This window comes from Pseudaestuariivita atlantica (assembly GCF_001205715.1).
In the GTDB taxonomy this organism is placed as follows: domain Bacteria; phylum Pseudomonadota; class Alphaproteobacteria; order Rhodobacterales; family Rhodobacteraceae; genus Pseudaestuariivita; species Pseudaestuariivita atlantica.
The window spans coordinates 250,174-271,426 of record NZ_AQQZ01000001.1; the positions used below are offsets into that span (position 1 = coordinate 250,174).

The following is a 21,253-nucleotide window of genomic DNA, read 5'->3' on the forward strand; positions in this document are numbered from 1 at the left end:
ACTGACGCGGCGTGTTTGTGTTCCTATCTGGGGTGCAGCGGGTGAAGATTGCGTGTATGACGCCGCTGCTCGCCCCGATATCTGCCCGGAGAAGCCCGTTGGATTATCTTGCCGCCCTCGACACCGCCCTGACCCGTCTGCATGAAGAAGGACGCTATCGCACCTTCATCGATATCGAACGGCGGCAGGGCGCCTATCCGCACGCGGTCTGGCGGGATGCGGACGGGACGGAACGCCCGATCACGGTCTGGTGCGGCAACGACTATCTTGGCATGGGCCAGCACCCGGCGGTGCTGGAGGCGATGCACGAGGCGCTGGACGCCACCGGCGCGGGATCGGGCGGCACGCGCAACATCTCGGGCACGACGGTCTATCACAACGCGCTGGAGGCCGAACTGGCCGACCTGCACGGCAAAGAGGCGGCGCTGCTGTTCACCTCGGCCTACATCGCCAATGATGCCACGCTGAGCACGCTGCCCAAGCTCTTTCCCGGCCTCATCATCTATTCCGACGCGCTGAACCATGCCTCGATGATCGAGGGTGTGCGGCGCAATGGCGGGGCCAAGCGCATCTTCCGCCACAACGACGTGGCGCATCTGCGCGAATTGCTGGAGGCCGACGACCCGGCCGCGCCCAAGCTGATCGCGTTTGAGTCGGTCTACTCGATGGATGGCGATTTCGGCCCCATCGCCGAGATCTGCGACCTGGCCGAGGAATTCGGCGCGCTGACCTATATCGACGAGGTGCACGCGGTGGGCATGTACGGGCCGCGCGGCGCGGGCGTCGCGGCGCGCGACCGGCTGGGCCACCGTATCGACATCGTGAACGGCACGCTGGCCAAGGCCTATGGCGTGATGGGCGGCTATATCGCGGCGAGCGCCAAGATGGTCGACGCGGTGCGGTCCTACGCGCCGGGTTTCATCTTCACCACCTCGCTGCCGCCGGCGGTGGCGGCGGGCGCGGTGGCGAGCGTGCGGCACCTCAAGCAGGACAACACGCTGCGCGAGGCGCACCAGACGCAGGCGAAGATCCTCAAGACGCGGCTGAAGGCGCTGGGCCTGCCGCTGATCGATCACGGCAGCCATATCGTGCCCGTGATTGTGGGTAACCCTGTGCATACAAAGCAGCTGTCGGACCAGTTGCTGGCCGATTTCGGCATCTACGTGCAGCCGATCAACTTCCCCACCGTTCCGCGCGGGACCGAGCGTCTGCGCTTCACGCCGAGCCCGGTTCACGGCCCGGATGAAATGGACAAGTTGGTGAAAGCATTGGACGAACTTTGGGCGCATTGTGCGCTGAATCGCGCCGAAATGAGTGCGTGACGGGGGGTTTTCCCTGTTCTGTTAGCGCCAATGTGCTAAGCAACCCCCCAAACGGACTGGGGACGAATCGCGCCTGTGCGCGATTCACGGGAAGGACAGGCTTCCGATGATCGGACGCAAGGGGCGTCAGAACACGGAGATCGAGACGGCAGAGCCGAAGAGCTTTGACGACTACGAGACGCGTCTGGGTGACCTGATGCGCGGCGAGCGGGCGACGCTCGGCAAGTCCCTTCTTGATGTTCAGCGGGAATTGCGGATCAAGGCGGCCTATATCGCCGCGATCGAGAATTGCGATCCCTCGGTGTTCGAGACGCCCGGTTTCATCGCGGGCTACGTGCGGTCCTATGCGCGCTACCTCGGCATGGACCCCGATCTTGTCTTCCAGGCCTTCTGCGACGAAAGCGGATTTGCCACGGCGCATGGCATGTCGTCGGAGGCGTCCTCGCGCAAGCGCGACGATGTGGAGGCGCATATGAGCGCGGCAGCGGTGAAGTCCGATCCGCTGGTCGATCCGCGCACCGCCTTCGTACCGCCGACCGACACCATGCTGACCCGGATCGAGCCGGGCGCGGTAGGGTCGGTGCTGGTCCTGGCGCTGCTGTTGGGCGGCATCGGCTATGGCGGCTGGACGGTATTGCAGGAAGTGCAGAAAGTGCAGTTGTCCCCGGTCGAGCAGACGCCGATCGCGGTGTCCGACCTTGATCCCCTGACCGCTGCCACCAACCGGGTGGAGACCGAGCAGGTCGCGCAGCTGGACGCGCCGACGCAGGCGCTGGACCGGTTGTACCGCCCGCAGGCGCTGGACGTGCCGGTGCTGATCGCGCGGGATGCGCCGATCTCGACCCTTGATCCGCGGCGGACGGGCAGCTTCGTCTCGCCGGTCGAGGACAGCGCGCCGCGCATCGCGACGGCGCCTGCCGATGCGCTGCCGATCTCGCGCCACAAGGGCGTGACGGTCATGGCGGCGCGTCCGTCGTGGATGCAGATCGAGGGCGCGGATGGCGTGCTGTTCGAGGGCACGATGAACGCGGGCGACACCTATCCGCTGTCGGAGGACACCGCGTCGCTGGTCGTGGGCCGGGCTGGGGCGGTCTACCTGATGGTGGACGGGCAGGTCTATGGCCCCACGGGGCCGCAAGGCCAGTCGCTGGGCGGGATCGATTTGACGCGGGAGGCCGTGTTGGAGCGGTTCGCGCTGGCTGACATCCCGGCGGATGAGGACCTGAAGACGCTGGTTGCGGAACTGGACGTGAACCAGCGGCCCGCCGCCGCGACCGGCGGTGCGCCGGTGCAGATCGCGACGCCCGCTTTGCCGGGTCGTCCGCGCGTCTATGAAGACGGGCAACCGGTGGTGACGGTTCTGGCCTCTGCCGAGACGTGGGTGCTGATCAAGGATGCTGCCGGTGCGCGGTTGTTCGAGGCGGTGCTGCAGGCGGGCGATACCTATACCGTGCCGCAGACCGAGAACCCGCCGGTGATCCGCACGGGCAATGCCGGTGCCGTCTACTTCAACGTCGGTGGTGAGACGCTTGGGCCTTACGGGGACCGGGGCGCAGTGCGCGACAACCAGCAATTGACGGCCACGGCGCTGGCCAGCGCCTATGACCCGGTTGATCCGACGCGCCTGTCGGAAGACGTGCAGAAGGTCGTCGCGGAACTCGCGCGGCCCTTGCCGCTGGACAACTGACCGCGGGGGCAGGGGATTGAAACCTGTCCAGTTGAGTTTACAGTATCCCTGACATCACGCTGTGGGAGCCCCATCCATGTCGCTGAACCACGTTCGCCCGTGGCGCAACATCTATCGCCGCTCGTCGCGCCAGATCATGGTGGGCAACGTGCCCGTGGGGGGCGATGCGCCGATCAGCGTGCAGACGATGACCAACACGGTCACCACCGATATTCCCGGCACCATCGCGCAGGTTCAGGCGGCGGCAGAGGCCGGCGCAGATATCGTGCGCGTGTCGGTGCCTGACCAGGCGTCGTCGAAGGCGCTGAAGGAGATCGTGGCGGAAAGCCCGGTGCCGATCGTCGCGGACATCCATTTCCACTACAAGCGCGGGATCGAAGCGGCAGAGGCGGGCGCGGCCTGCCTGCGCATCAACCCCGGCAATATCGGTGACGAGACGCGCGTGCGCGAAGTCATCAAGGCGGCGCGCGATCACGGCTGTTCGATGCGGATCGGGGTCAATGCCGGGTCGCTGGAGAAGCACCTGCTGGAAAAGTACGGCGAGCCGTGCCCGGATGCGATGGTCGAAAGCGGCCTCGACCATATCAAGGTGTTGCAGGACAACGATTTCCACGAGTTCAAGATCAGCTGCAAGGCGTCGGACGTGTTCATGGCCGCCGCCGCCTACCAGCAGCTGGCCGAGGCGACGGACGCGCCCATCCATCTGGGTATTACCGAGGCGGGCGGGCTGGTCAGCGGCACGATCAAGTCGGCCATCGGGCTTGGCAACCTCTTGTGGATGGGGATCGGCGACACGATCCGCGTGTCGCTGTCCGCCGACCCGGTGGAAGAGGTGAAGGTCGGATACGAGATCCTCAAGTCGCTGGGCCTGCGGCATAGGGGCGTAAACATCATCTCCTGCCCGTCCTGCGCGCGGCAGGGGTTCGATGTGATCAAGACGGTCGAGACGCTGGAAAAGCGGCTGGAACACATCAAGACGCCGATGTCGCTGTCGATCATCGGCTGCGTGGTGAACGGACCCGGCGAGGCGCTGATGACCGATGTGGGCTTTACCGGCGGTGGCGCGGGCAGCGGCATGGTCTACCTTGCGGGCAAGGCCAGCCACAAGATGTCGAACGAGCAGATGATCGACCACATCGTCGAGGAGGTCGAGAAGAAGGCCGCCGAGATCGACGCCGCCGAAGCGGAGGTGCAGGCGGCGGAGTGACGGGGCCTGGAAAGGTCCTGGGAGTTTTGGCGCGCGCCGCTTGGCTTACCGGCGCTTGGCGCGTTTCGCGGCGCTGAGCACGTCCTGCGCCCGGCGGGCGGGGCCCGATCCGGGGGGCAGCAGGTCGACCGCGCGCTTGGCGTGCAACTCGGCATCCTTCAGGCGGCCCTGCAGGGCATAGCGTTCGGCGGTCACGAGCGAGGCCATGCCGTTCTGGCCCGACCGCGCATAGGCCACCGACAGGTCACGCAGGATGCGGGCATCGCGGAAATCGGCGGCGCGGGCGCGTTCGAGAATCGGCAGCGCGGCGCGGTATTGCTTGGCCGCCAAGAGGGCGCGGCCATAGCCGCCGAGGATCAGCGCCTCGCCCGGTGCGAGCGCGGAGGCGCGTTTGTAGGTCGCCACGGCGGCGGCGTATTGGCGGCTTTCAAGCTGGATTTGTCCCTTGAGTTCAAGGAGAAACGGGTCGTTCTTGCGCAGCGCCAGCGCCTTGTCGATCGAGGCGGTGGCCTTTTTCAGGTTCGACTGGCGGTGATAGGCGATGGCTTCGCGCATGTGGCGGATATCGGCGGAGGGGCTTTCCTTGGACCGGCGGAACGTCCAGCCGGGCGCGCGGGTGAAGGCGCTGAGTTTGCCCTTGGCGCGCTGGAACCAGTATTCGCCGGCCGGGTTCGGCTTGCCGCGATCCTCGAAGGCCTGCGCCTGCGCGCGCAGCGCGCGCAGGCGGTCGCGCGACAGCGGGTGGGTGCGGGCATAGGGGTCCTGACGGCCGGGGCGCAGAAGTTCCTGCCCCGCGAAGATTTCCATCACGTCGAGCGCGCCCTGAACCGGGATGCCCGCCCGGACCAGCAGGCGGATGGAGGTCTGGTCGGCGCTTGACTCCTCGGCGCGGGTATGGCCGAAGAAGACGCGCCGGGCCGATCCGGCGGTGCCGAGTGCAAGGCCCGCGGCGGCCTGCGGCGAGCCGCTGACGGCGGCGGCGGCGGCGAGCACCGCGCCAAGGCCCGCGACGGTGCGCGCGGTGCGCAGGTTGCCCGCGCGGCGGGTGAGGTGGCCGTTGGCGATATGCGCGGCCTCGTGCGCGATGACCGCCTGCAGGGCCGGCGCGCTGTCAAGCTTCAGAAGCAGGCCGTAATTGATGAAGATGTGCTGGGTGTCGGCGACGAAGGCGTTGAGCGTGTTGTCGTTCACCACGAGGATGCGGACCGAGCTGGGGCTGAGCCCGGCGGCGCGCAGCACCGGCGTCGCCACCTGTTTCAGCGCGTATTCGATGTCGGCGTCGCGCAGCAGGCCGCGCGCCTGTGCCGCGAACGCGGTGGCGGCCACGAGACAGGCCGCGAGGCCGAGGCGAACGAGGGCGCGGTGCATTGACGAGGGCGGCTCCATTTGCGACGCCCGCGGAGCGGGGCGTCCTGTCGCGCGACCATAGGGGGGGAGAGATGCGGAACTCAAGGCGCGGGGCGGTCGATCCCTTCATCGTGATGGACGTGCTGGCGGCGGCCCGCGCGGCAGAGGCCGCGGGGCGGCATATCGTGCATATGGAGGTGGGCCAGCCCGCCACCGGCGCCCCCGCCGCAGCGACCGCCCGGCTGGCCGAAGCGCTGGGCGGCGATCCGCTGGGCTACACGCAGGCGACGGGGCTGCCGGAATTGCGCGCGGCCATCGCGCAACTCTATGACAAGTGGTACGGAATCACGCTCGACCCCGCCCGCGTCGTGGTCACGGCGGGGGCGTCGGGGGCCTTTGTCCTTGCGTTCAGCGCGCTGTTCGACAGTGGTGAAAGGGTGGGGATCGGGCGGCCGGGTTACCCGTCCTACCGCCAGATCCTGCGCGCGCTGGGGATCGAGGCCGTGGATATCGAGACGCGGGCGGAAAACCGCCTGCAACCGGTGGCGGACGACATTGCCGCGCATGCGCTGGACGGGCTGCTGGTCGCCTCGCCCGCCAACCCCACGGGCACGATGCTGGACCACGCGGCGCTGGCGGCGCTGATCGAAGCGGCGCAGGAGGCGGGCGCGGCGTTTATCAGCGACGAGATCTATCATGGGCTGGATTACGGAACCCGCGCGGTCAGCGCGCTGGAGGTGTCGGACGAGGTGATCGTCATCAACTCCTTCTCGAAATACTTCAGCATGACGGGCTGGCGCGTGGGCTGGATGGTGGTGCCCGACCACATGGTGCGGCGGGTGGAGAACCTTGCCGCGAACCTCTTCATCTGCGCGCCGCATGCCGCGCAGGTGGCCGCACTTGGCGCGCTGGAAGCGCATGAGGAATGCCAGGCAAACCTGTCTGTCTACACGAGAAACCGGGAATTGATGCTGAAGGGCCTGCTGCGCGCGGGGTTCGACAAGATCGCGCCGCCGGACGGGGCGTTCTACGTTTATGCCGACGTGTCCGAACATACCGACGATTCGCTCGCCTTCTGTGCCGAGGTGCTGGAGAAGGCGGGCGTGGCGATCACGCCGGGGCTCGATTTCGACCCGGTGCGCGGCAACCGCACGGTGCGCTTTTCCTATGCCGGCGCGACCGAGGATATCGAGGAGGGGCTGCGCAGGCTTGCCGCCTTCATGGCCGATCGCTGAGGGCGCTTGCACCCGGCGCGGCCGCCGCGCGATAGTGGCGGCAGAGCAGGAACAACCGGGTCGGGCGATGCGCTGGACGACGTGGATCATCACGGGATTGCTGGCCCTTGTGGCCTGCGCCGCCGCGGCGCAGGACTTTTCCGCCTTGGCCCGCGTCGATGCCGGGGCGTCGGTGCTGGAGGACCGGCGCGGCGGTGCGCGCATGGCGCTGCACCTGTCGCAGGGCGTGCCGTTCCGCGTGCGGATGCGGAGCGCGCCGGACCAGGTGATCCTCGATTTCCGGGAAGTGGACTGGACCGGCCTGACTGCGGAAGGCTTCGACCGGTCGGACCGGGTGGGCGGCGTGCGGTTCGGGCCGTTCCAGCCGGGCTGGTCGCGGCTGGTGCTTGACCTGGCCGAGCCGATGGTGGTGACCGAGGCCGGGCTGCAGGTCGATACCGGCGGCGCGGTGCTGACGGTAGAGATGGCGCGGGCGGACCGCGAGACCTTCGATGCCGCCGTCGCGGCAGTGCCGGACCTGCCCGGCTGGGACCTGCCCGACCCGGCGGACGTCGCGCCGCCGCGCGCCGAACTGGGCGCCGGGGGCGCGATCGTGGTGATGATCGATCCGGGCCATGGCGGGATCGATCCGGGGGCGGAGGCGGCGGGCGTCAAGGAAGCCGACCTGATGTTGCGGCTGGCGCGCGAATTGCGCGACGCGATCAGGCGGACCGAGGGGCTGGATGCCGTGCTGACCCGCGACAGCGATACCTTCGTGGCCCTCGAACGCCGGGTGGCGCTCGCCAAGGCGGCGGATGCCGACCTGTTCGTGTCGCTGCATGCCGACGCGCTGGCCGACGGTCATGCGCAGGGGGCGACGGTCTACGTGCTGGACGAGGACGCGTCGGACGCGGCCTCTGCCGCGCTGGCGGAGCGGCACGACCGCGAGGACCTTCTGGCGGGTGTCGACCTGACCGGGGCGGAGGACGAGGTGGCGCGGGTGCTGATGGACCTGGCCCGGACCGAGACGGCCCCGAGGTCCGAGGCTCTGGCACGGCATCTTGTCGAGCGGATCGAGGACGCGGTGGGCGAGGTGCACAAGCGCCCGTTGCGGCGGGCGTCGTTCTCGGTACTGAAGGCCGCTGACATTCCCAGCGTGCTGGTCGAGGTGGGTTTCCTGTCGACGCAGGCGGATCTTGACCGGTTGCAGGATGCCGAGTGGCGCGGGCGCATGGTGATGGGCGTGCGCGACGGGATCATCGCGTGGGTGCTGGAGGATGCGGCGCTGGCCCCGCTGAGGCGGCAATGACCGCCCGGCGTTTCCAATATGGAAACAAACCCGTGCAACGCGGCGGAGTGTTTCCCCGATGCGCGGCGGCAATTCGCCCCCGGATGGGTTCGTGTTTTGACCCTGCTGGCGGGTCAGAGTATATCCGGGGCACGTATCCGGCGCGGGGGGCGCAGGTGTTTGACCCAGCAAGGCGGTAGAATCACGTGATCCGTTTCGTGTTTTCGATTTTCGGCGGGATCTTCAGCGTCATCACGCTGGGGGCGATGATGGTCGGGATCACCATCGGCGCGGTGTTCTGGATGTACAGCCAGGACCTGCCGAGCCACGAATCGCTGGCCAGCTACAAGCCGCCCACGATCAGCCGCATCTATTCCGCCGAGGGCCGGATCATCGACGAATTCGCGCGCGAACGCCGCCTGTTCGCGCCGGCGGACGAAATCCCGCCGCTGGTCAAGCAGGCCTTCATCTCGGCCGAGGACAAGAATTTCTACGTGCATGACGGCTACGACGTGCGCGGCATCGCATCGGCGGCGGTGGACGCGGTGCGGTCGCGCGGGTCGAACGTGCGCGGCGCGTCGACGATCACGCAGCAGGTGATGAAGAACTTCCTTCTGTCGGGTGACCGGAGGGCGGAGCGGAAGATCAAGGAGATCATCCTTGCCTCGCGCGTGGAAGAGACGCTGTCGAAGGACCAGATCCTCGAATTGTACCTCAACGAGATCTTCCTCGGGCAGAACTCCTATGGCGTGGCGGCGGCGAGCCAGACCTACTTCAACAAGCCCTTGAGCGATCTGAAACCGCACGAGGCGGCGTTCCTTGCCTCGCTGCCGAAGGCGCCGTCGCAATACCATCCGGTGCGGCAGGTGGAGCGGCTGCGGAACCGCCGCAACTTCGTCCTGAAGGAGATGAAGGAGAACGGCTACATCTCCGAGGCGGTCTACGAGACCGAGGTGGAGATGCCGGTGCGGTCGGTGCAGAACGGCGATTTCGAGAGCTTCCAGAGCGCGCTGCCGCCGCGGGATTACTTCACCGACGAGATCCGCCGCCAGTTGAGCCGCGAGTTCGGCGAGGGCGAGTTCTTTACCGGCGGCATGACGGTGCGCGCGACCATCGACCCCGAGATGCAATTGTCCGCCGCCGACGCGCTGCGCCGCCAGCTGGAGCAGTACGACCGGGGCCTGCGCACGTGGCGCGGCACCGGCAAGACCATCCCGGCGGAGACGCTGGGCGACGAGGCCGCGTGGCGCGAGGCGCTGTCGGATGTCAACGTGCCGCGCGATATCGTGCTGGAGAACCCGTGGAAGGTCGCCGTCGTGCGCGAGGTGGGCGACCGGCAGATGCGGCTGGGGATCGAGGGCGTCGAGGAGACCGAGGCGCGCCCCTCCGTCGTGCCGCGCAAGGATATCGAGTGGATGCGCGGATCCTTCGTCGACAATTTCAAACCCGGCGACGTGGTGCATGTGCGCGCGATGACGGCGGATGCCGATGGCTCCTTCATCCGCTGGACGCTGCGGCAGGTGCCCGAGGTGCAGGGCGCGTTCATGGCGATGGACGTGAACACCGGGCGCGTGATCGCGATGCAGGGCGGGTTCAGCTATCAGCATTCGGTCTTCAACCGCGCGACGCAGGCGAAACGCCAGCCCGGTTCGGCCTACAAGCCGTTCGTCTATGCAGCCGCGCTCGACAGCGGCTATACACCGGCGACGATCGTGGTCGACGCGCCGATCGAGATCAACACGCCGCAGGGCCTGTGGCGGCCCAAGAACTCGTCCAACAAGTTCTACGGGCCGACGCCTCTGCGCACCGGGATCGAGCAGTCGCGGAACCTGATGACCATCCGCCTGGCCGAAGAGGTGGGGATGCGCACCGTCGGCTCTTATGCCGAGCGGTTCGGGGTCTACGACACGGCGGTGCCGGTGCTGGCCAACGCGCTGGGCGCGCAGGAGACAACGCTTTACAAGATGGTCGCGGCCTACGCGATGTTCGCCAATGGCGGCGAGCGGGTGGAACCCACGCTCGTCGACCGGGTGCAGGACCGCTATGGCAAGACCGTCTATCGCCACGACCCGCGCACCTGCGTGAACTGCGACGCGCCCGCGCTGGACGAGGGGCGCGGGCCCCGGATCGTGTCGCAGCGCGAGCGGGTGATGGACCCGGTGACGGCGTACCAGCTGACCTCGATGATGGAAGGCGTGGTGGAACGCGGCACGGCCAAGCGGGCGATCAACCTGAGCGTGCCCATCGCGGGCAAGACCGGCACGACGAACGATTCCAAGGACGTGTGGTTCGTGGGCTTTTCGTCGAACATCGTCGCGGGCTGCTATATCGGGTTCGACGATCCGTCGTCGCTGGGCAAGGGCGCGTCGGGCGGCGGCATGTGTGGACCGGTCTTCCAGCGGTTCATGGCGGACGCGGTCAAGGTCTATGGCGGCGGCGCCTTCGAGGTGCCGGAAGGCTGCGAGTTCATCAATATCGACCGTTTCACCGGCGCACGCCTGTCGGACGGCGCCAAGGGCGAGAACGTGGTGGCCGAGTGTTTCCGCGAGGGCGAGACGCCGGTTTTCGGCATCACCTTCGATGGCGGCTTTGCCATGGGGTCGAATTTCGACCTGTTCAACAGCGACACCGCAGCGACCACCGTGACCACGACCACCGGCAAGACCGTCAAGGTCGGGCCGAAGGCGAGTTTCGGCACGCTGTCGTCGGGCGGCCTGTTCTGACCGGCTGACCGGGCGGACACCGCCCATCAGGGCGGGGGAGGTCTTGCCTCTCCCCGTGTTTGCCCCGTATCACCCTGCAACACACCGAACCCGGACGAGGCAGGCCGATGCGCGCGGAAATTCAGAACGTGGTCGAAGAGATCGGGAAGTCGCTGGAGCTTCTGGCCCAGCGGATGGATCGCGACACCGCCGATCACCGGCTGGAGGAATACAACGCCCGTGCCGAGGATCCCGAACTGTGGAACGACCCGGCCCATGCCCAGAAGGTGATGCGCGAGCGCCAGACGCTGGTCGACCAGATCGCCACCCATGACGGCATCAAGCAGGACCTTGCCGACAATATCGAGCTGATCGAACTGGGCGAGATGGAGGACGATGCCGAGGTCGTGGCCGAGGCCGAGGCGGCGCTGAAGGCGCTGAGGGAGAAGGCGGCGCAGAAGGAGCTGGAGGCCTTGCTGAACGGGGAGGCCGACGCCAACGACACCTTCCTTGAAATCAACTCGGGCGCGGGCGGCACCGAAAGCTGCGACTGGGCCTCGATGCTGGCGCGGATGTACGTGCGCTGGGCGGAGCGCAAGGGATACAGTGTCGAGTTGCAGTCCGAGACAGCGGGCGAGGAGGCGGGGATCAAGTCCGCGGCCTACAAGATCAGCGGGCACAACGCCTATGGCTGGCTGAAATCGGAATCGGGCGTGCACCGGCTGGTGCGCATCTCTCCCTACGATTCGTCGGCGCGGAGGCACACGTCGTTTTCCTCGGTCTGGGTCTACCCGGTGGTTGACGACGACATCGAGATCGAGGTGAACCCGGCCGATATCCGGATCGACACCTACCGGTCTTCGGGCGCGGGCGGGCAGCATGTGAACACCACCGACTCGGCGGTTCGGATCACCCACGTGCCGACCGGCATCGTGGTGACGAGTTCGGAGAAATCGCAGCACCAGAACCGCGACATCGCCATGAAGGCGCTGAAATCGCGCCTCTACCAGCGCGAGCTGGACATGCGCAACGCCGCCATCAACGAGGCGCACGAGGCCAAGGGTGACGCCGGCTGGGGCAACCAGATCCGGTCCTACGTGTTGCAGCCCTACCAGATGGTGAAGGACCTGCGCACCAATTACGAGACATCGGACACCAAGGGGGTGCTGGACGGTGATCTGGACGGGTTCATGGCGGCGACGCTGGCGATGGACGTGGCCGGCATGAGCCGGGCGGACGCGCAATCCGACGATTGAGGTTTTGCGCCGCGCTAACGCGCGTCGCGGCGGGGGCGCGGGCCTGACGGCCCGCGCCTTTCGTTTTGCAGGGGTGGTGCGCAGGGTTTGGATGGTGCGCGTGTGGCGGGGTGCGGGAGCCTCCGGCGGACATATTTTGGAAGAGAAGAAGGTGCGGGTGTGGTCTTTTGCATGGCCGGGTCGCGCGAGGGGGCGGTGATGGATCGGTATGCGGAGCGGATCGCGGAGTTCGAGGCGGTGGCGCGGGAGCGCGGGTGGCGATTGGAGCCGCATGACCGGCGTGGTGCGGGGGTGCCGGAGGTGCCGCGTGTCGAGGGTCTGACGTCTTCGGTTTTGCCGAGGGGGGCGAAGTTGCCGGGCGATCCGGACTGCGTGGCCGTGACGGTGTTGGCGGGGGTGCCGGAGGAGCCGGGGCGTGCGGGGTTCGGGGTGTCTTCCTTGAGTGGGCAGTGGCTGTCGCGGGACGAGGCGCGGGTGTGGGGTGCGCAGATCGGCGTGCCGTTGTGGACCGGATTGGTGGGGAACGTGCGTATCCGGGTGGCGATGCAGGGCCCGGATGCGGCGACGTGGTGTCGGCTGGAGCAACGCGCCAACCTTGTCGGGCGGGACGAGGAGGGTGACGGGCGGCGGTTCGATCTGTCGCTGTTCCTGTCGCGGCCCATGCATGACGCCCTTGTGGCGCGGGCGCCGGTGCATGAGAAGCCGTGGCTCGCGCCGCGCAGGGTGTTGCTGATCCTGCCGTTGCCGTACGATGTGGGGTCGGACGACACGCCGCTTGCGACGGGACGTCCGTGGTACCCGACTGCCACGCGGGTGGTGGAGGACTTGCTGTTGGCGGAGACCGAGGAGGGACCTGCCTGTCCCGCGCCAATCAGCGGGTACCGGGTGTTTCACGAGAGGCTTGCAACCGGCTGAGCCGGATCGCAGCATGGGTCGAACCTGATCCGGGACCTGTCATGACTTCGATGCTTCTTGCCGACATTGCCGCGCGATTGTCCTCTGCCGCCACGCCCGAGGCGGTGATGGAGGCGACGCTGGCGCAAATCCGCGCGGTGAACGGGGAGGTGAACGCGCTGGTGTCGCTTCGGTCCGAGGCGGATTTGCTGGCAGAGGCGCGGGGCGCGCGGGAGGGGCCGCTGGCGGGGGTTCCGGTGGCAATCAAGGACCTGGCGAATGCGGAGGGGTTGCCGACCTCGATGGGGTCACCCCTGTTCGCGGGGCAGGTGGCGGTGGAGGATGACCTGTTCGTGGCACGGATGCGGGCCGCCGGGGCGATCGTCATCGGCAAGTCGAACACGCCTGAATTCGGGCTGGGCAGTCACACGGTGAACCCGGTGCACGGGGCGACGCGCAACGCCTATGACCCCGCGCTGTCGGCGGGCGGGTCGTCGGGCGGGGCGGCGGTGGCGCTGGCCACGGGCATGCTGGAGATCGCGGACGGGTCGGACATGATGGGGTCGCTGCGCAACCCGGCGGGGTGGGCGAATGTCTATGGCATGCGGCCGACCTTCGGGTTGGTGCCAGGTGCGCGTAAGGGCGACACGTTTCTCAACATGCTGGCCACGAACGGACCGATGGCGCGCAGCCCGAAAGGGTTGGCGCAACTGCTGGAGGTGCAGGCGGGGCCGGATCCGATGCAGCCGCATGGGCGCGGGCTGTTCCGGGCGGAGGATGTGGAGCCGAGGACGGGGCGCATCGGCTGGCTGGGCGACTGGGGCGGGGCCTATCCGATGGAGGCGGGCGTCCTGGCGACCTGCGAGGCGGCGCTGGACGAGATGCGGCGCGCGGGGTTCGAGGTGGTCGAGATGGCGGCGCCGTTCGACGCGGGTGCGCTGTGGCGGTCGTGGATCTGCCTGCGGTCCTGGGCCGTCGCGGGCGCGCTGGGGCCGCTTTACGACGACCCGGAGATGCGCGCGGCGCTGAAACCGGCGGCGATCTGGGAGATCGAGCGCGGGCGGGCGCTGAGCGCGGCGGAGGTCCATGCGGCGAGCGTGATCCGGTCAGATTGGTTCGCGCGGGCGGCAGGGCTGTTTGACGAGGTGGACGCGCTGGCGCTGCCGACGGCACAGTGCTGGCCGTTCGACGTGGATCTGGTGCATCCGACCGGGATCGCGGGCGTGGCGATGGACACCTATCACCGCTGGATGGAGGTGGTGATCCCGGCGAGCCTGATCGGCTTGCCCGCCATCGCGGTGCCGGCGGGGTTCGGCACAAACGGCCTGCCCGTGGGGCTGCAACTGGTTGGTCGTCAGGGCAGCGACGCGGCGCTGATCGGGATGGCCGAGATGTGGCACCGCGCGACGGGCTGGCCCGATGCGCGCCCGCCCGAGATGCCCTCAGCGCAAGGGGCCTGACCCCTGCAGCACGCCGTGTTCGAGCGCATAGCGCGTCAGCCCGGCGGTCGAGGAGATGCCCAGCTTGCGCTTGATGTTCTTGCGGTGGGTTTCGACCGTGCGCACCGAGATATCGAGCGCGATGGCGACTTCCTTGTTCGACTTGCCCTGCGCCAGTTGCAGAAGGATCGTCTGCTCGCGGCCCGTGAGCGCCTCGCGAGACCCTCCATCAGGAGGGGTGAGCGATCCCTTGGCGCCGGTACACAGATACGTCTCTCCGGCCATGACGCGGGTGATCGCGGTATAGATTTCGTCCGTCGGTACGTCTTTCAGCACGTAGCCCATCGCGCCGTGGCTCATCGCGGTCGAGATATATTCGGCGCTGTCGTGCATCGACAGGATCAGGATGCGCGTCTCGGGCCGTTTTTCGAGGATCAGTTCGGTCGCGGCGAGGCCGGACATGCCGGGCATGTTCAGGTCCAGAAGCACCACGTCGGGGGCGAGGTCGGACACCTGGTCGACGATCTGGCGGGCATCCGACAGGGTCGCGGCGACGGCGATGTCGTCATAGCTTTCGAGGATCGCCTCGATCCCTTCGGCCACCATCGGGTGGTCGTCGACGATCACGACACGGGTGGGCAGGGGCGGGGTGTCGAGTGTCATGCGCGGGCCTTGTCTTGCTCTTCGGCGCTGGTCGCCTCGGGTCGCAGGATGTGCGAGAGCGGCACCTGTGCCTCGATCACCGTGCCGTTGCGGCTCGACAGGATGCGCAGGGTACCGTCCTGCTGTTCGATCCGTTCCTGCATGTTGCGCAGGCCGAGGCCGCGGGTGGCGCCGGTCTGGTCGGCGGGGAGGCCGACGCCGTTGTCGGCGATGCGCAGGGTCGCGCCGCGGCGGTGGCCGCGCAGGTCGATCGACACGTGGCTGGCCTGGGCGTGGCGTTCGATGTTGGTCAGCGCCTCTTGCGCGATGCGGTAGAGCGCGATCTTGGCATCGGGGTCGAGCCGGTTGCGGAAGACCACGGTGGAGAAATCGGTGGTGATGCCGGTGCGGGTGCGGAAATCGTCGGTCAGGGCCTTCAGCGCGGGGCCGAGGCCAAGGTCGTCCAGCACGCCGGGGCGCAGGTCGCGGCTGATGCGGCGGACCTCGTTGATGGCGCCGGAGAGTTGTGAAATCCCGCGATCCAGCGTGTCGGCGGCCCCGTCGGTGCCGGATGTCAGGCGTCGCCGCGCGGCGTCGAGCGCGTAGCGCACGGCCACCAGCGACTGGCTGATCCCGTCATGCAATTCGCGCGCCACGCGGCCGCGTTCTTCCTCCTGCGCGTCGAACACGCGTTCGGTCAGCGCCTTCAGCTTCACATCCGCAAGGCGGCGTTCGCGGACGTTGATGAACATGCCCGAGGTAAACACGAGCATCAGCGCCAGCAGCGTGATCGCGCCGATGGTCAGGAAGGTCTGCTGCACGCGCTGTTCCACGTCCGCCCGCGCGGCGGCGACCGAGGCGAGCACGTCGTCGATGAAGACGCCCGTTCCCACCGCCCACCGCCATGACGGGAAGGAGGTGACGTAGGTGATCATCTGCGCCTCTTGCCCGGTGGAGGGTTTCGGCCAGAGATGTTCGACATATCCCGCGCCCGACCGCGCGGTTTCGATGAACTCGGCCACGACCGGCGTGCCGGCGCTGTCTTTCAGGTCGATCCAGTTGCCGTTGATCAGGTCGGTCTGGCGGGGAGAGACAAGGTTGTTGCCGTCGTAATCGTAGACAAAGAAGAACCCCTCCTCGCCATAGATCATCGCCGACAGGATCTGCATCACCTGCTGCTTGGCCTCGTCGTCATCGGGCGCGGCGCGGCCGTAGATGAAGTAGAACCCGTTGCGGGCCTGCGTGACGTAGTTGCGCAGTTCGGCCTTCTTGGCCTCGATCATCTGGCGTTCGAGCTGGCGGATCTCGCGTTCGGCCAGCGCGCGGGACTGGTTCAGCACCAGCACCGAGATCGCCGCGACCGCGCAGATCAGCGGCACCGTGGCCAGCAGAAACAGCTTTTGTCCATAGCTGAGCCGGGGGCGGGCGAGATGTCCGTTCATGGCACGAATCGTAGCCATCCCGCGGCCCGAATCAAAGCGCGAATCGGAGTGAGTTCAGCGGCTTCGTGACACGTATACCGGGAGGAAAGGTCATTTTTGGCAGGATTGGCGGCCAAACTCCGTAGCATTGGGTATTCAGCGGCGCGGGCCTTCGGCGTAGGTTTCGCGCACTGATCACGATCCGCGCGCGCGGGAGCTTCCGCGTTGCGCTTGTGTTATACGGGAGGAAACCTCATGGATCGTCGCTCCTTTCTGAAAACGTCCGCACTGGGTGGCGCAGGCGCCGCCGCGCTGGCCGCACCGGCAGTTGCCGGCAGCCACGCACGCACGCTGACCATGGTCACGTCGTGGCCGCGCGGGTTTGCCGTGCTGGACGATGCCGCCACCTATTTCGAGAACATGGTTCGCGAAATGTCGGACGGCACCCTGCTCATCGACAAGAAGGCTCCGGGTGAGCTGGTTGGTGCGCTGGAAGTGTTCGACGCGGTGTCGTCGGGCCAGGCGGACCTATACCACTCGGCCGATTACTACTTCATCGGTCAGCACCCGGCCTATGCCTACTTCACCGCCGTGCCCTTCGGTGGCACCGCGCAGGAAGTGACCAACTGGTACTACCATGGCGGCGGCGAGCAGCTGCACGACGAGCTGGGCGAGATCTTCAACCTGAAGGGTCTGCTGGCCGGTAACTCGGGCTCGCAGTCGGGTGGCTGGTTCCGCAAGGAAATCAACTCGGCCGACGACTTCAACGGTCTCAAGTTCCGGATGCCGGGCCTTGGCGGCAAGGTGCTGGGCGAGCTGGGCGCATCGGTTCAGAACATCCCCGGCGGCGAACTGTACCAGGCGCTGTCCTCGGGTGCGCTGGACGGCCTGGAGTGGGTTGGCCCGATGGCCGACGAACGCGCCGGCTTCCAGGAAGTCGCGAAGATCTACTACACCGCGGGCTTCCACGAGCCGGGCTCGGCTCTGGCGGCATCGGTCAACCTCGACGTCTGGAACGAGCTGAGCGACCAGCACAAGGCGATCCTGCGTTACGCGTCGATGGCGACCACGCATTACCAGCTGGCCGAAACCCTGTCGAACAACGGTGCGGCGCTGGCGCGTCTGCAGCAGCAGGGCGTCAAGACGCTGCAATTCTCGGACGATGTCTGGGATGCGTTCGGCGCGGCATCGAAGAAGGTCATGGACGAGAACATGGGCGACGAGCTGTTTGCACGTGTCCGCCAGTCGTTCGAAGCCTCGCTGGCGAACTCCGCCTCGTGGATCAGCAAGTCGGACGGCTACTACGTCCAGCAGCGCGTTCGCGTGCTGGGCGGCGAATAAGCCATCAAGCTACCGGAAGGCCCGCCCGTCGCGGCGGGCCTTTCCTGACGATTGCCGGGCCCGCGCCAAGCCGGGCCGAGGGGGGACTTCATGGAAACCGAACAGGCCGCGGGCTTTGGATCGGCGCTGGTGAGCGGTGCCGGATGGTTTTTCGCCCAGCTTTGGACCGCGATCCTCAACATCCTGTCGGTGTTCACCGGCAGCCTGTGGCGCACCAGCGAGGACCCGGCCGAGATCGGCATCCTCAACTGGCTGAGCTGGGACAATTCCCTGCCTGACAAGCAATCGCTGATGAAATTCGTCTATTACGGCGGTTCGGTGGAGTTCTTCTTCATCACGCTCGTGATCGTGCTCGCCGTCACGGCCTACGGTTTCTACAATAACCGCTTCATGTGGCGCGTGACCGTGGGGCTGGAGGCCATCGCCAACGGCGTCGGGCGCTTCTTTGCCTGGGCGGGCCTGCTGATGGTGCTGCAGCAGATCGTCATCGTGTTCATGCAGCGCATCTTCACGCGGCCCGACATCTCGATCGGGTTCGGCATCCCGCTGGAATTCGACATCTCGTGGTTCGCCGAGGAACTGAAGCTGTACAACGCGCTCGTCGTGGCGCTGTGCGTCACCTACACCTTCGTGCAGGGCGGGCATGTGCGCGTCGACCTGATCTATTCCGCCGTGTCGCACCGCACCAAGCGGGTGATCGACATGGTGGGTTCGATCCTCTTCATGATGCCGGGTGCGATCCTTGTCTGGATGTACGGCTGGTATTTCCTGTGGCGGCACCTGATCGTGCCGAAGGTGAACGCGACCGACGGGCTGGACCGGCTGGTCCTGAAGGCGCGCGCGCTGCGCTGGAACGTCGAGACGGTGGGGTTCAGCCCCAACGGGTTCACCGGCTACTTCATCTTCAAGATCCTGCTGGTGGCCTTTGCCGGGCTCATCTTCCTGCACGCGATCGCGTTCTTCTACCGCTCGTACCTCGAATTCGTCGAAGGCGAGGAGAGCGAAGGCAAATACCTCGACCGCGATACGCTGGGCGAGGGCGAAGATGCCTATGAAGGCACACACTAAGATCGGACGATTGATATGTTTGGACTAGACGGCGTCGAGATCGGCCTCATCATCGTGTTCCTGTGCCTGTTCGGGGGCATCCTGTCCGGCTTCCCGGTGGCGTTTGCCATTGGCGGGGCGGGCATCATCTCCTTCGGGATCATCGCCGCGCTGGACAGCGCGGGCCTGTTGATCCACGTGGCCGCGGACCCGACCGCGCAGGCCTATCGCGACCTCGTGTCGAGCGGGGTGCATCCCAACGACATATCGCTGTTCCGATACCCGGACCTGCCGACCATTTCGGAAGAGGTCTTCCCGCGCGGCTACGAGGACGCGATGAAGCGCGTCATCGCCGGCATCACCAACCGCATCAACGAGCGCGTCCTGGCCGGCCAGTCGATCGAGACGCTGTTGGCGGTGCTGATGTTCGTCCTGATGGGCATCACGCTGGAGCGGTCCAAGATCGCCGACGACCTCTTGACCACCATGGCGCGCGTCTTCGGCCCGCTGCCGGGCGGCCTTGCCGTGTCCATCGTGGTGGTGGGGGCGTTCCTTGCCGCCTCGACCGGGATCGTGGGCGCGACGGTGGTGACGATGGGCCTTCTGGCGCTGCCCACCATGCTGCGCAACAACTACTCGCCCGAGATCGCCACCGGCGTGATCGCGGCCTCGGGCACGCTGGGGCAGATCATTCCGCCCTCCATCGTGATCGTCCTTCTGGGCACGCTGGCGGGGGACCTGTATTCCGCCGCGCAGGAGAAGCGCGCGCAGTCCGAGGGCTGTACCGACGCGCTGACCTATCTTGGCGAACCGGCGGTCGTGTCGGTCGGCACGCTGTTCCAGGCGGCGCTGCTGCCCGGCATCCTGCTTGCGCTTCTCTACGCGCTTTATGCCTTCGGCTACGCGCTCTTGAACCCCGACAAGGCGCCTGCCGTCGCGACCGGCGAAGCGACCGGGGAGCCGGTGACGCGGGGCGAGGCCTTTACCTGGTTCCTGGGCGTGCCCGTCCTGATCGTCGTCGGCACCATCGTGCTGGGTCAGGTGGGCATGGTCGGCAGCCAGTCGACCGTCGTGTCGGGCTTCAGCGACATCAAGCAATCCGCCACCCTGCGCACCAATGTGAGCGACGAGTGCAAGGCCTCGATGATCGAGCTGCACGGGCAGGAGAAGTGGGACGAGGCGGTCGCGCAGCAGGCGGCGCTGGATGCCGAGGGTGGCGTCGGGCAGTCCGAACGGCTGACCGAGGAAGAGATCGCCGCCGCCACGCAGGCCAAGATCGACGACGCGGCCCCCATCGGGACCGGCACGGCGGTAATGCTTGTGATCCTCGGGCTGGTGATTGCCATCGCGCGGGGGGTCAAGCCCACCGCCGATCCAAGGCCGCTGTTGATCGGGGCGCTGGGGATCGTGCTGGCGCTGATCGCGGATATCCTGCTGATCGGACCGGCGATGTCGTCATCGGCCTATGTGGCGATCATGGCGATACCCTTCGCGCTGATCCTCTACGGTGCGGCGGAAGCCGCCAAGCGCTGCGCGCAGAACGAGCTGATCCGCGTGGTCTTCCCGCCGCTGATCCTGATCATTGCCGTGCTTGGTTCGATCCTTGGCGGTATCACCAACCCGACACCGGCGGCGGCGCTGGGCGCGGGCGGGGCGATCATGCTGGCGGCCTACCGCAAGCTGAAGGATATCGACCGGTCGCCCAAGGTGATCATCTGGTCGACGCTGGCGATCGTGGTCTGCATCCTCGTGGGCATCAATTTCGACCTGCGCATCAACCTCGACGACGTGTCGGCGGAAAGCTGGATCGCCTTCTTCGTGGCCTATGCCGCCTACCTGTACGCGCTGTTCGGACTGCTGTTCTCGTGCTGGATCCTTTACACCAACGGCGTGCTGACGCCGGTGGTGCGGGAAACGGCCAAGGTGACCTCGATGGTGTTCACCATCCTGATCGGGTCGCAGATCCTGAACCTCGTGGTGATCTCGTTCGGGGGTGAGCATTACATCCAGCAATTCCTGAAATCGTTCGACAGCGAATTCCAGGTCTTCCTGATCGTGATGCTGGTCCTGTTCATCCTTGGCTTCGTGCTCGACTTCCTCGAGATCATCTACATCGTGATCCCGATCGTGGGGCCGGTCATCTATGGCGGGACGTTCGATCCGAAATGGGTGACGATCATGATCGCGGTGAACCTGCAGACGTCGTTCCTGACGCCACCTTTCGGGTTCGCGCTGTTCTACCTGCGCGGCGTGGCCCCGAAGGAGGTCACCACGGCGCATATCTATCGCGGGATCGTGCCCTTCGTTCTGATCCAGGTGGTGGGGCTGGCGTTGTTGTGGTCCTTCCCGTCGATCGTGACGATCGTGCCGAGCCTGATCCCGAACTGATCCCTGCGGCGACAGGGCGGTGCTGATTGTCACCGCCTTGTCGCCACAAAATAACCCC

General features: G+C 66.9%; 15 protein-coding genes. 12 read left to right on the forward strand and 3 right to left on the reverse strand.

Annotated features, from left to right (window positions below):
* Positions 1-98: 98 nt before the first annotated feature.
* From hemA to ispG, 3 genes are all read left to right on the forward strand, one after another.
* Positions 99-1,322, forward strand: a complete 1,224-nt coding sequence (gene hemA, locus ATO11_RS01245) for a 5-aminolevulinate synthase (protein ID WP_050529011.1) — start codon at positions 99-101, stop codon at positions 1,320-1,322.
* A 106-nt stretch (positions 1,323-1,428) separates the two neighbouring features.
* Positions 1,429-3,009, forward strand: a complete 1,581-nt coding sequence (locus tag ATO11_RS01250) for a helix-turn-helix domain-containing protein (RefSeq protein ID WP_082176079.1) — start codon at positions 1,429-1,431, stop codon at positions 3,007-3,009.
* 76 nt (positions 3,010-3,085) lie between these two features.
* Positions 3,086-4,216 (forward strand): flavodoxin-dependent (E)-4-hydroxy-3-methylbut-2-enyl-diphosphate synthase, encoded by a 1,131-nt coding sequence (gene ispG, locus ATO11_RS01255; RefSeq protein ID WP_050529012.1) that lies wholly within the window; start codon positions 3,086-3,088, stop codon positions 4,214-4,216.
* Positions 4,217-4,261: 45 nt separating this feature from the next.
* Here ispG and ATO11_RS01260 read toward each other — a convergent pair whose 3' ends face one another.
* The gene (locus tag ATO11_RS01260; protein ID WP_207382927.1) at positions 4,262-5,584 is read right to left on the reverse strand and encodes a M48 family metalloprotease; all 1,323 of its coding nucleotides are present in this window, start codon (positions 5,582-5,584) and stop codon (positions 4,262-4,264) included.
* A 71-nt stretch (positions 5,585-5,655) separates the two neighbouring features.
* Between ATO11_RS01260 and ATO11_RS01265 the strand changes: the two genes are divergently transcribed.
* The 6 genes from ATO11_RS01265 (at position 5,656) to ATO11_RS01290 (ending at position 14,377) form a co-directional block, all read left to right on the forward strand.
* Positions 5,656-6,798: a pyridoxal phosphate-dependent aminotransferase gene (locus ATO11_RS01265; RefSeq protein ID WP_050529014.1), complete on the forward strand. Its 1,143-nt coding sequence runs from the start codon at positions 5,656-5,658 to the stop codon at positions 6,796-6,798.
* A gap of 67 nt (positions 6,799-6,865) precedes the next feature.
* Positions 6,866-8,086 carry an N-acetylmuramoyl-L-alanine amidase gene (locus ATO11_RS01270; RefSeq protein ID WP_050529015.1) on the forward strand — a complete coding sequence of 407 codons (1,221 nt, stop codon included), beginning with the start codon at positions 6,866-6,868 and terminating at the stop codon, positions 8,084-8,086.
* Positions 8,087-8,271: 185 nt separating this feature from the next.
* The gene (locus ATO11_RS01275; protein ID WP_050529016.1) at positions 8,272-10,788 is read left to right on the forward strand and encodes a penicillin-binding protein 1A; all 2,517 of its coding nucleotides are present in this window, start codon (positions 8,272-8,274) and stop codon (positions 10,786-10,788) included.
* Between the two features lie 107 nt (positions 10,789-10,895).
* Positions 10,896-12,023: a peptide chain release factor 2 gene (prfB, locus tag ATO11_RS01280; protein WP_050529017.1), complete on the forward strand. Its 1,128-nt coding sequence runs from the start codon at positions 10,896-10,898 to the stop codon at positions 12,021-12,023.
* Positions 12,024-12,194: 171 nt separating this feature from the next.
* The gene (locus ATO11_RS01285; RefSeq protein WP_050529018.1) at positions 12,195-12,938 is read left to right on the forward strand and encodes a hypothetical protein; all 744 of its coding nucleotides are present in this window, start codon (positions 12,195-12,197) and stop codon (positions 12,936-12,938) included.
* 41 nt (positions 12,939-12,979) lie between these two features.
* On the forward strand, positions 12,980-14,377 hold the full coding sequence (locus ATO11_RS01290) for an amidase (protein WP_110553500.1): 1,398 nt from the start codon (positions 12,980-12,982) through the stop codon (positions 14,375-14,377).
* On the opposite strand, the gene ATO11_RS01295 is transcribed toward ATO11_RS01290, so the two are convergent.
* Together ATO11_RS01295 and ATO11_RS01300 are read right to left on the reverse strand one after the other, a co-directional pair.
* Entirely contained in the window at positions 14,360-15,019 is a 660-nt protein-coding gene (locus ATO11_RS01295; RefSeq protein WP_050529019.1) for a response regulator transcription factor, read from the reverse strand. The two genes, ATO11_RS01290 and ATO11_RS01295, sit on opposite strands and share 18 nt — an antisense overlap.
* Positions 15,016-16,440, reverse strand: coding sequence for a cache domain-containing protein (locus tag ATO11_RS01300; RefSeq protein WP_050529020.1), 1,425 nt, complete (start codon positions 16,438-16,440; stop codon positions 15,016-15,018). The genes ATO11_RS01295 and ATO11_RS01300 overlap by 4 nt, the downstream gene beginning before the upstream one ends.
* A gap of 234 nt (positions 16,441-16,674) precedes the next feature.
* Here ATO11_RS01300 and ATO11_RS01305 point away from each other — a divergent pair, with 234 nt between their 5' ends.
* From ATO11_RS01305 to ATO11_RS01315, 3 genes are all read left to right on the forward strand, one after another.
* A complete protein-coding gene (locus tag ATO11_RS01305) occupies positions 16,675-17,760 on the forward strand; it encodes a TRAP transporter substrate-binding protein (RefSeq protein WP_050529021.1) in 1,086 nt (361 codons plus the stop codon).
* Between the two features lie 90 nt (positions 17,761-17,850).
* Positions 17,851-18,828, forward strand: a complete 978-nt coding sequence (locus ATO11_RS01310) for a TRAP transporter small permease subunit (protein ID WP_082176080.1) — start codon at positions 17,851-17,853, stop codon at positions 18,826-18,828.
* 15 nt (positions 18,829-18,843) lie between these two features.
* Positions 18,844-21,195: a TRAP transporter large permease gene (locus ATO11_RS01315; protein ID WP_050529022.1), complete on the forward strand. Its 2,352-nt coding sequence runs from the start codon at positions 18,844-18,846 to the stop codon at positions 21,193-21,195.
* Positions 21,196-21,253 lie beyond the last annotated feature (58 nt).

Excerpts from the sequence above, each read along its gene's own strand:
- ATO11_RS01295 (WP_050529019.1), bottom strand. The coding sequence starts at position 15,019 with ATGACACTCGACACCCCGCCCCTGCCCACCCGTGTCGTGATCGTCGAC.
- ispG (WP_050529012.1), top strand. The coding sequence starts at position 3,086 with ATGTCGCTGAACCACGTTCGCCCGTGGCGCAACATCTATCGCCGCTCG.
- ATO11_RS01305 (WP_050529021.1), top strand. The coding sequence starts at position 16,675 with ATGGATCGTCGCTCCTTTCTGAAAACGTCCGCACTGGGTGGCGCAGGC.
- ATO11_RS01290 (WP_110553500.1), top strand. The coding sequence starts at position 12,980 with ATGACTTCGATGCTTCTTGCCGACATTGCCGCGCGATTGTCCTCTGCC.
- ATO11_RS01315 (WP_050529022.1), top strand. The coding sequence starts at position 18,844 with ATGTTTGGACTAGACGGCGTCGAGATCGGCCTCATCATCGTGTTCCTG.
- ATO11_RS01285 (WP_050529018.1), top strand. The coding sequence starts at position 12,195 with ATGGCCGGGTCGCGCGAGGGGGCGGTGATGGATCGGTATGCGGAGCGG.
- ATO11_RS01250 (WP_082176079.1), top strand. The coding sequence starts at position 1,429 with ATGATCGGACGCAAGGGGCGTCAGAACACGGAGATCGAGACGGCAGAG.
- ATO11_RS01310 (WP_082176080.1), top strand. The coding sequence starts at position 17,851 with ATGGAAACCGAACAGGCCGCGGGCTTTGGATCGGCGCTGGTGAGCGGT.
- ATO11_RS01265 (WP_050529014.1), top strand. The coding sequence starts at position 5,656 with ATGCGGAACTCAAGGCGCGGGGCGGTCGATCCCTTCATCGTGATGGAC.
- ATO11_RS01300 (WP_050529020.1), bottom strand. The coding sequence starts at position 16,440 with ATGAACGGACATCTCGCCCGCCCCCGGCTCAGCTATGGACAAAAGCTG.
- ATO11_RS01270 (WP_050529015.1), top strand. The coding sequence starts at position 6,866 with ATGCGCTGGACGACGTGGATCATCACGGGATTGCTGGCCCTTGTGGCC.
- prfB (WP_050529017.1), top strand. The coding sequence starts at position 10,896 with ATGCGCGCGGAAATTCAGAACGTGGTCGAAGAGATCGGGAAGTCGCTG.
- ATO11_RS01260 (WP_207382927.1), bottom strand. The coding sequence starts at position 5,584 with ATGCACCGCGCCCTCGTTCGCCTCGGCCTCGCGGCCTGTCTCGTGGCC.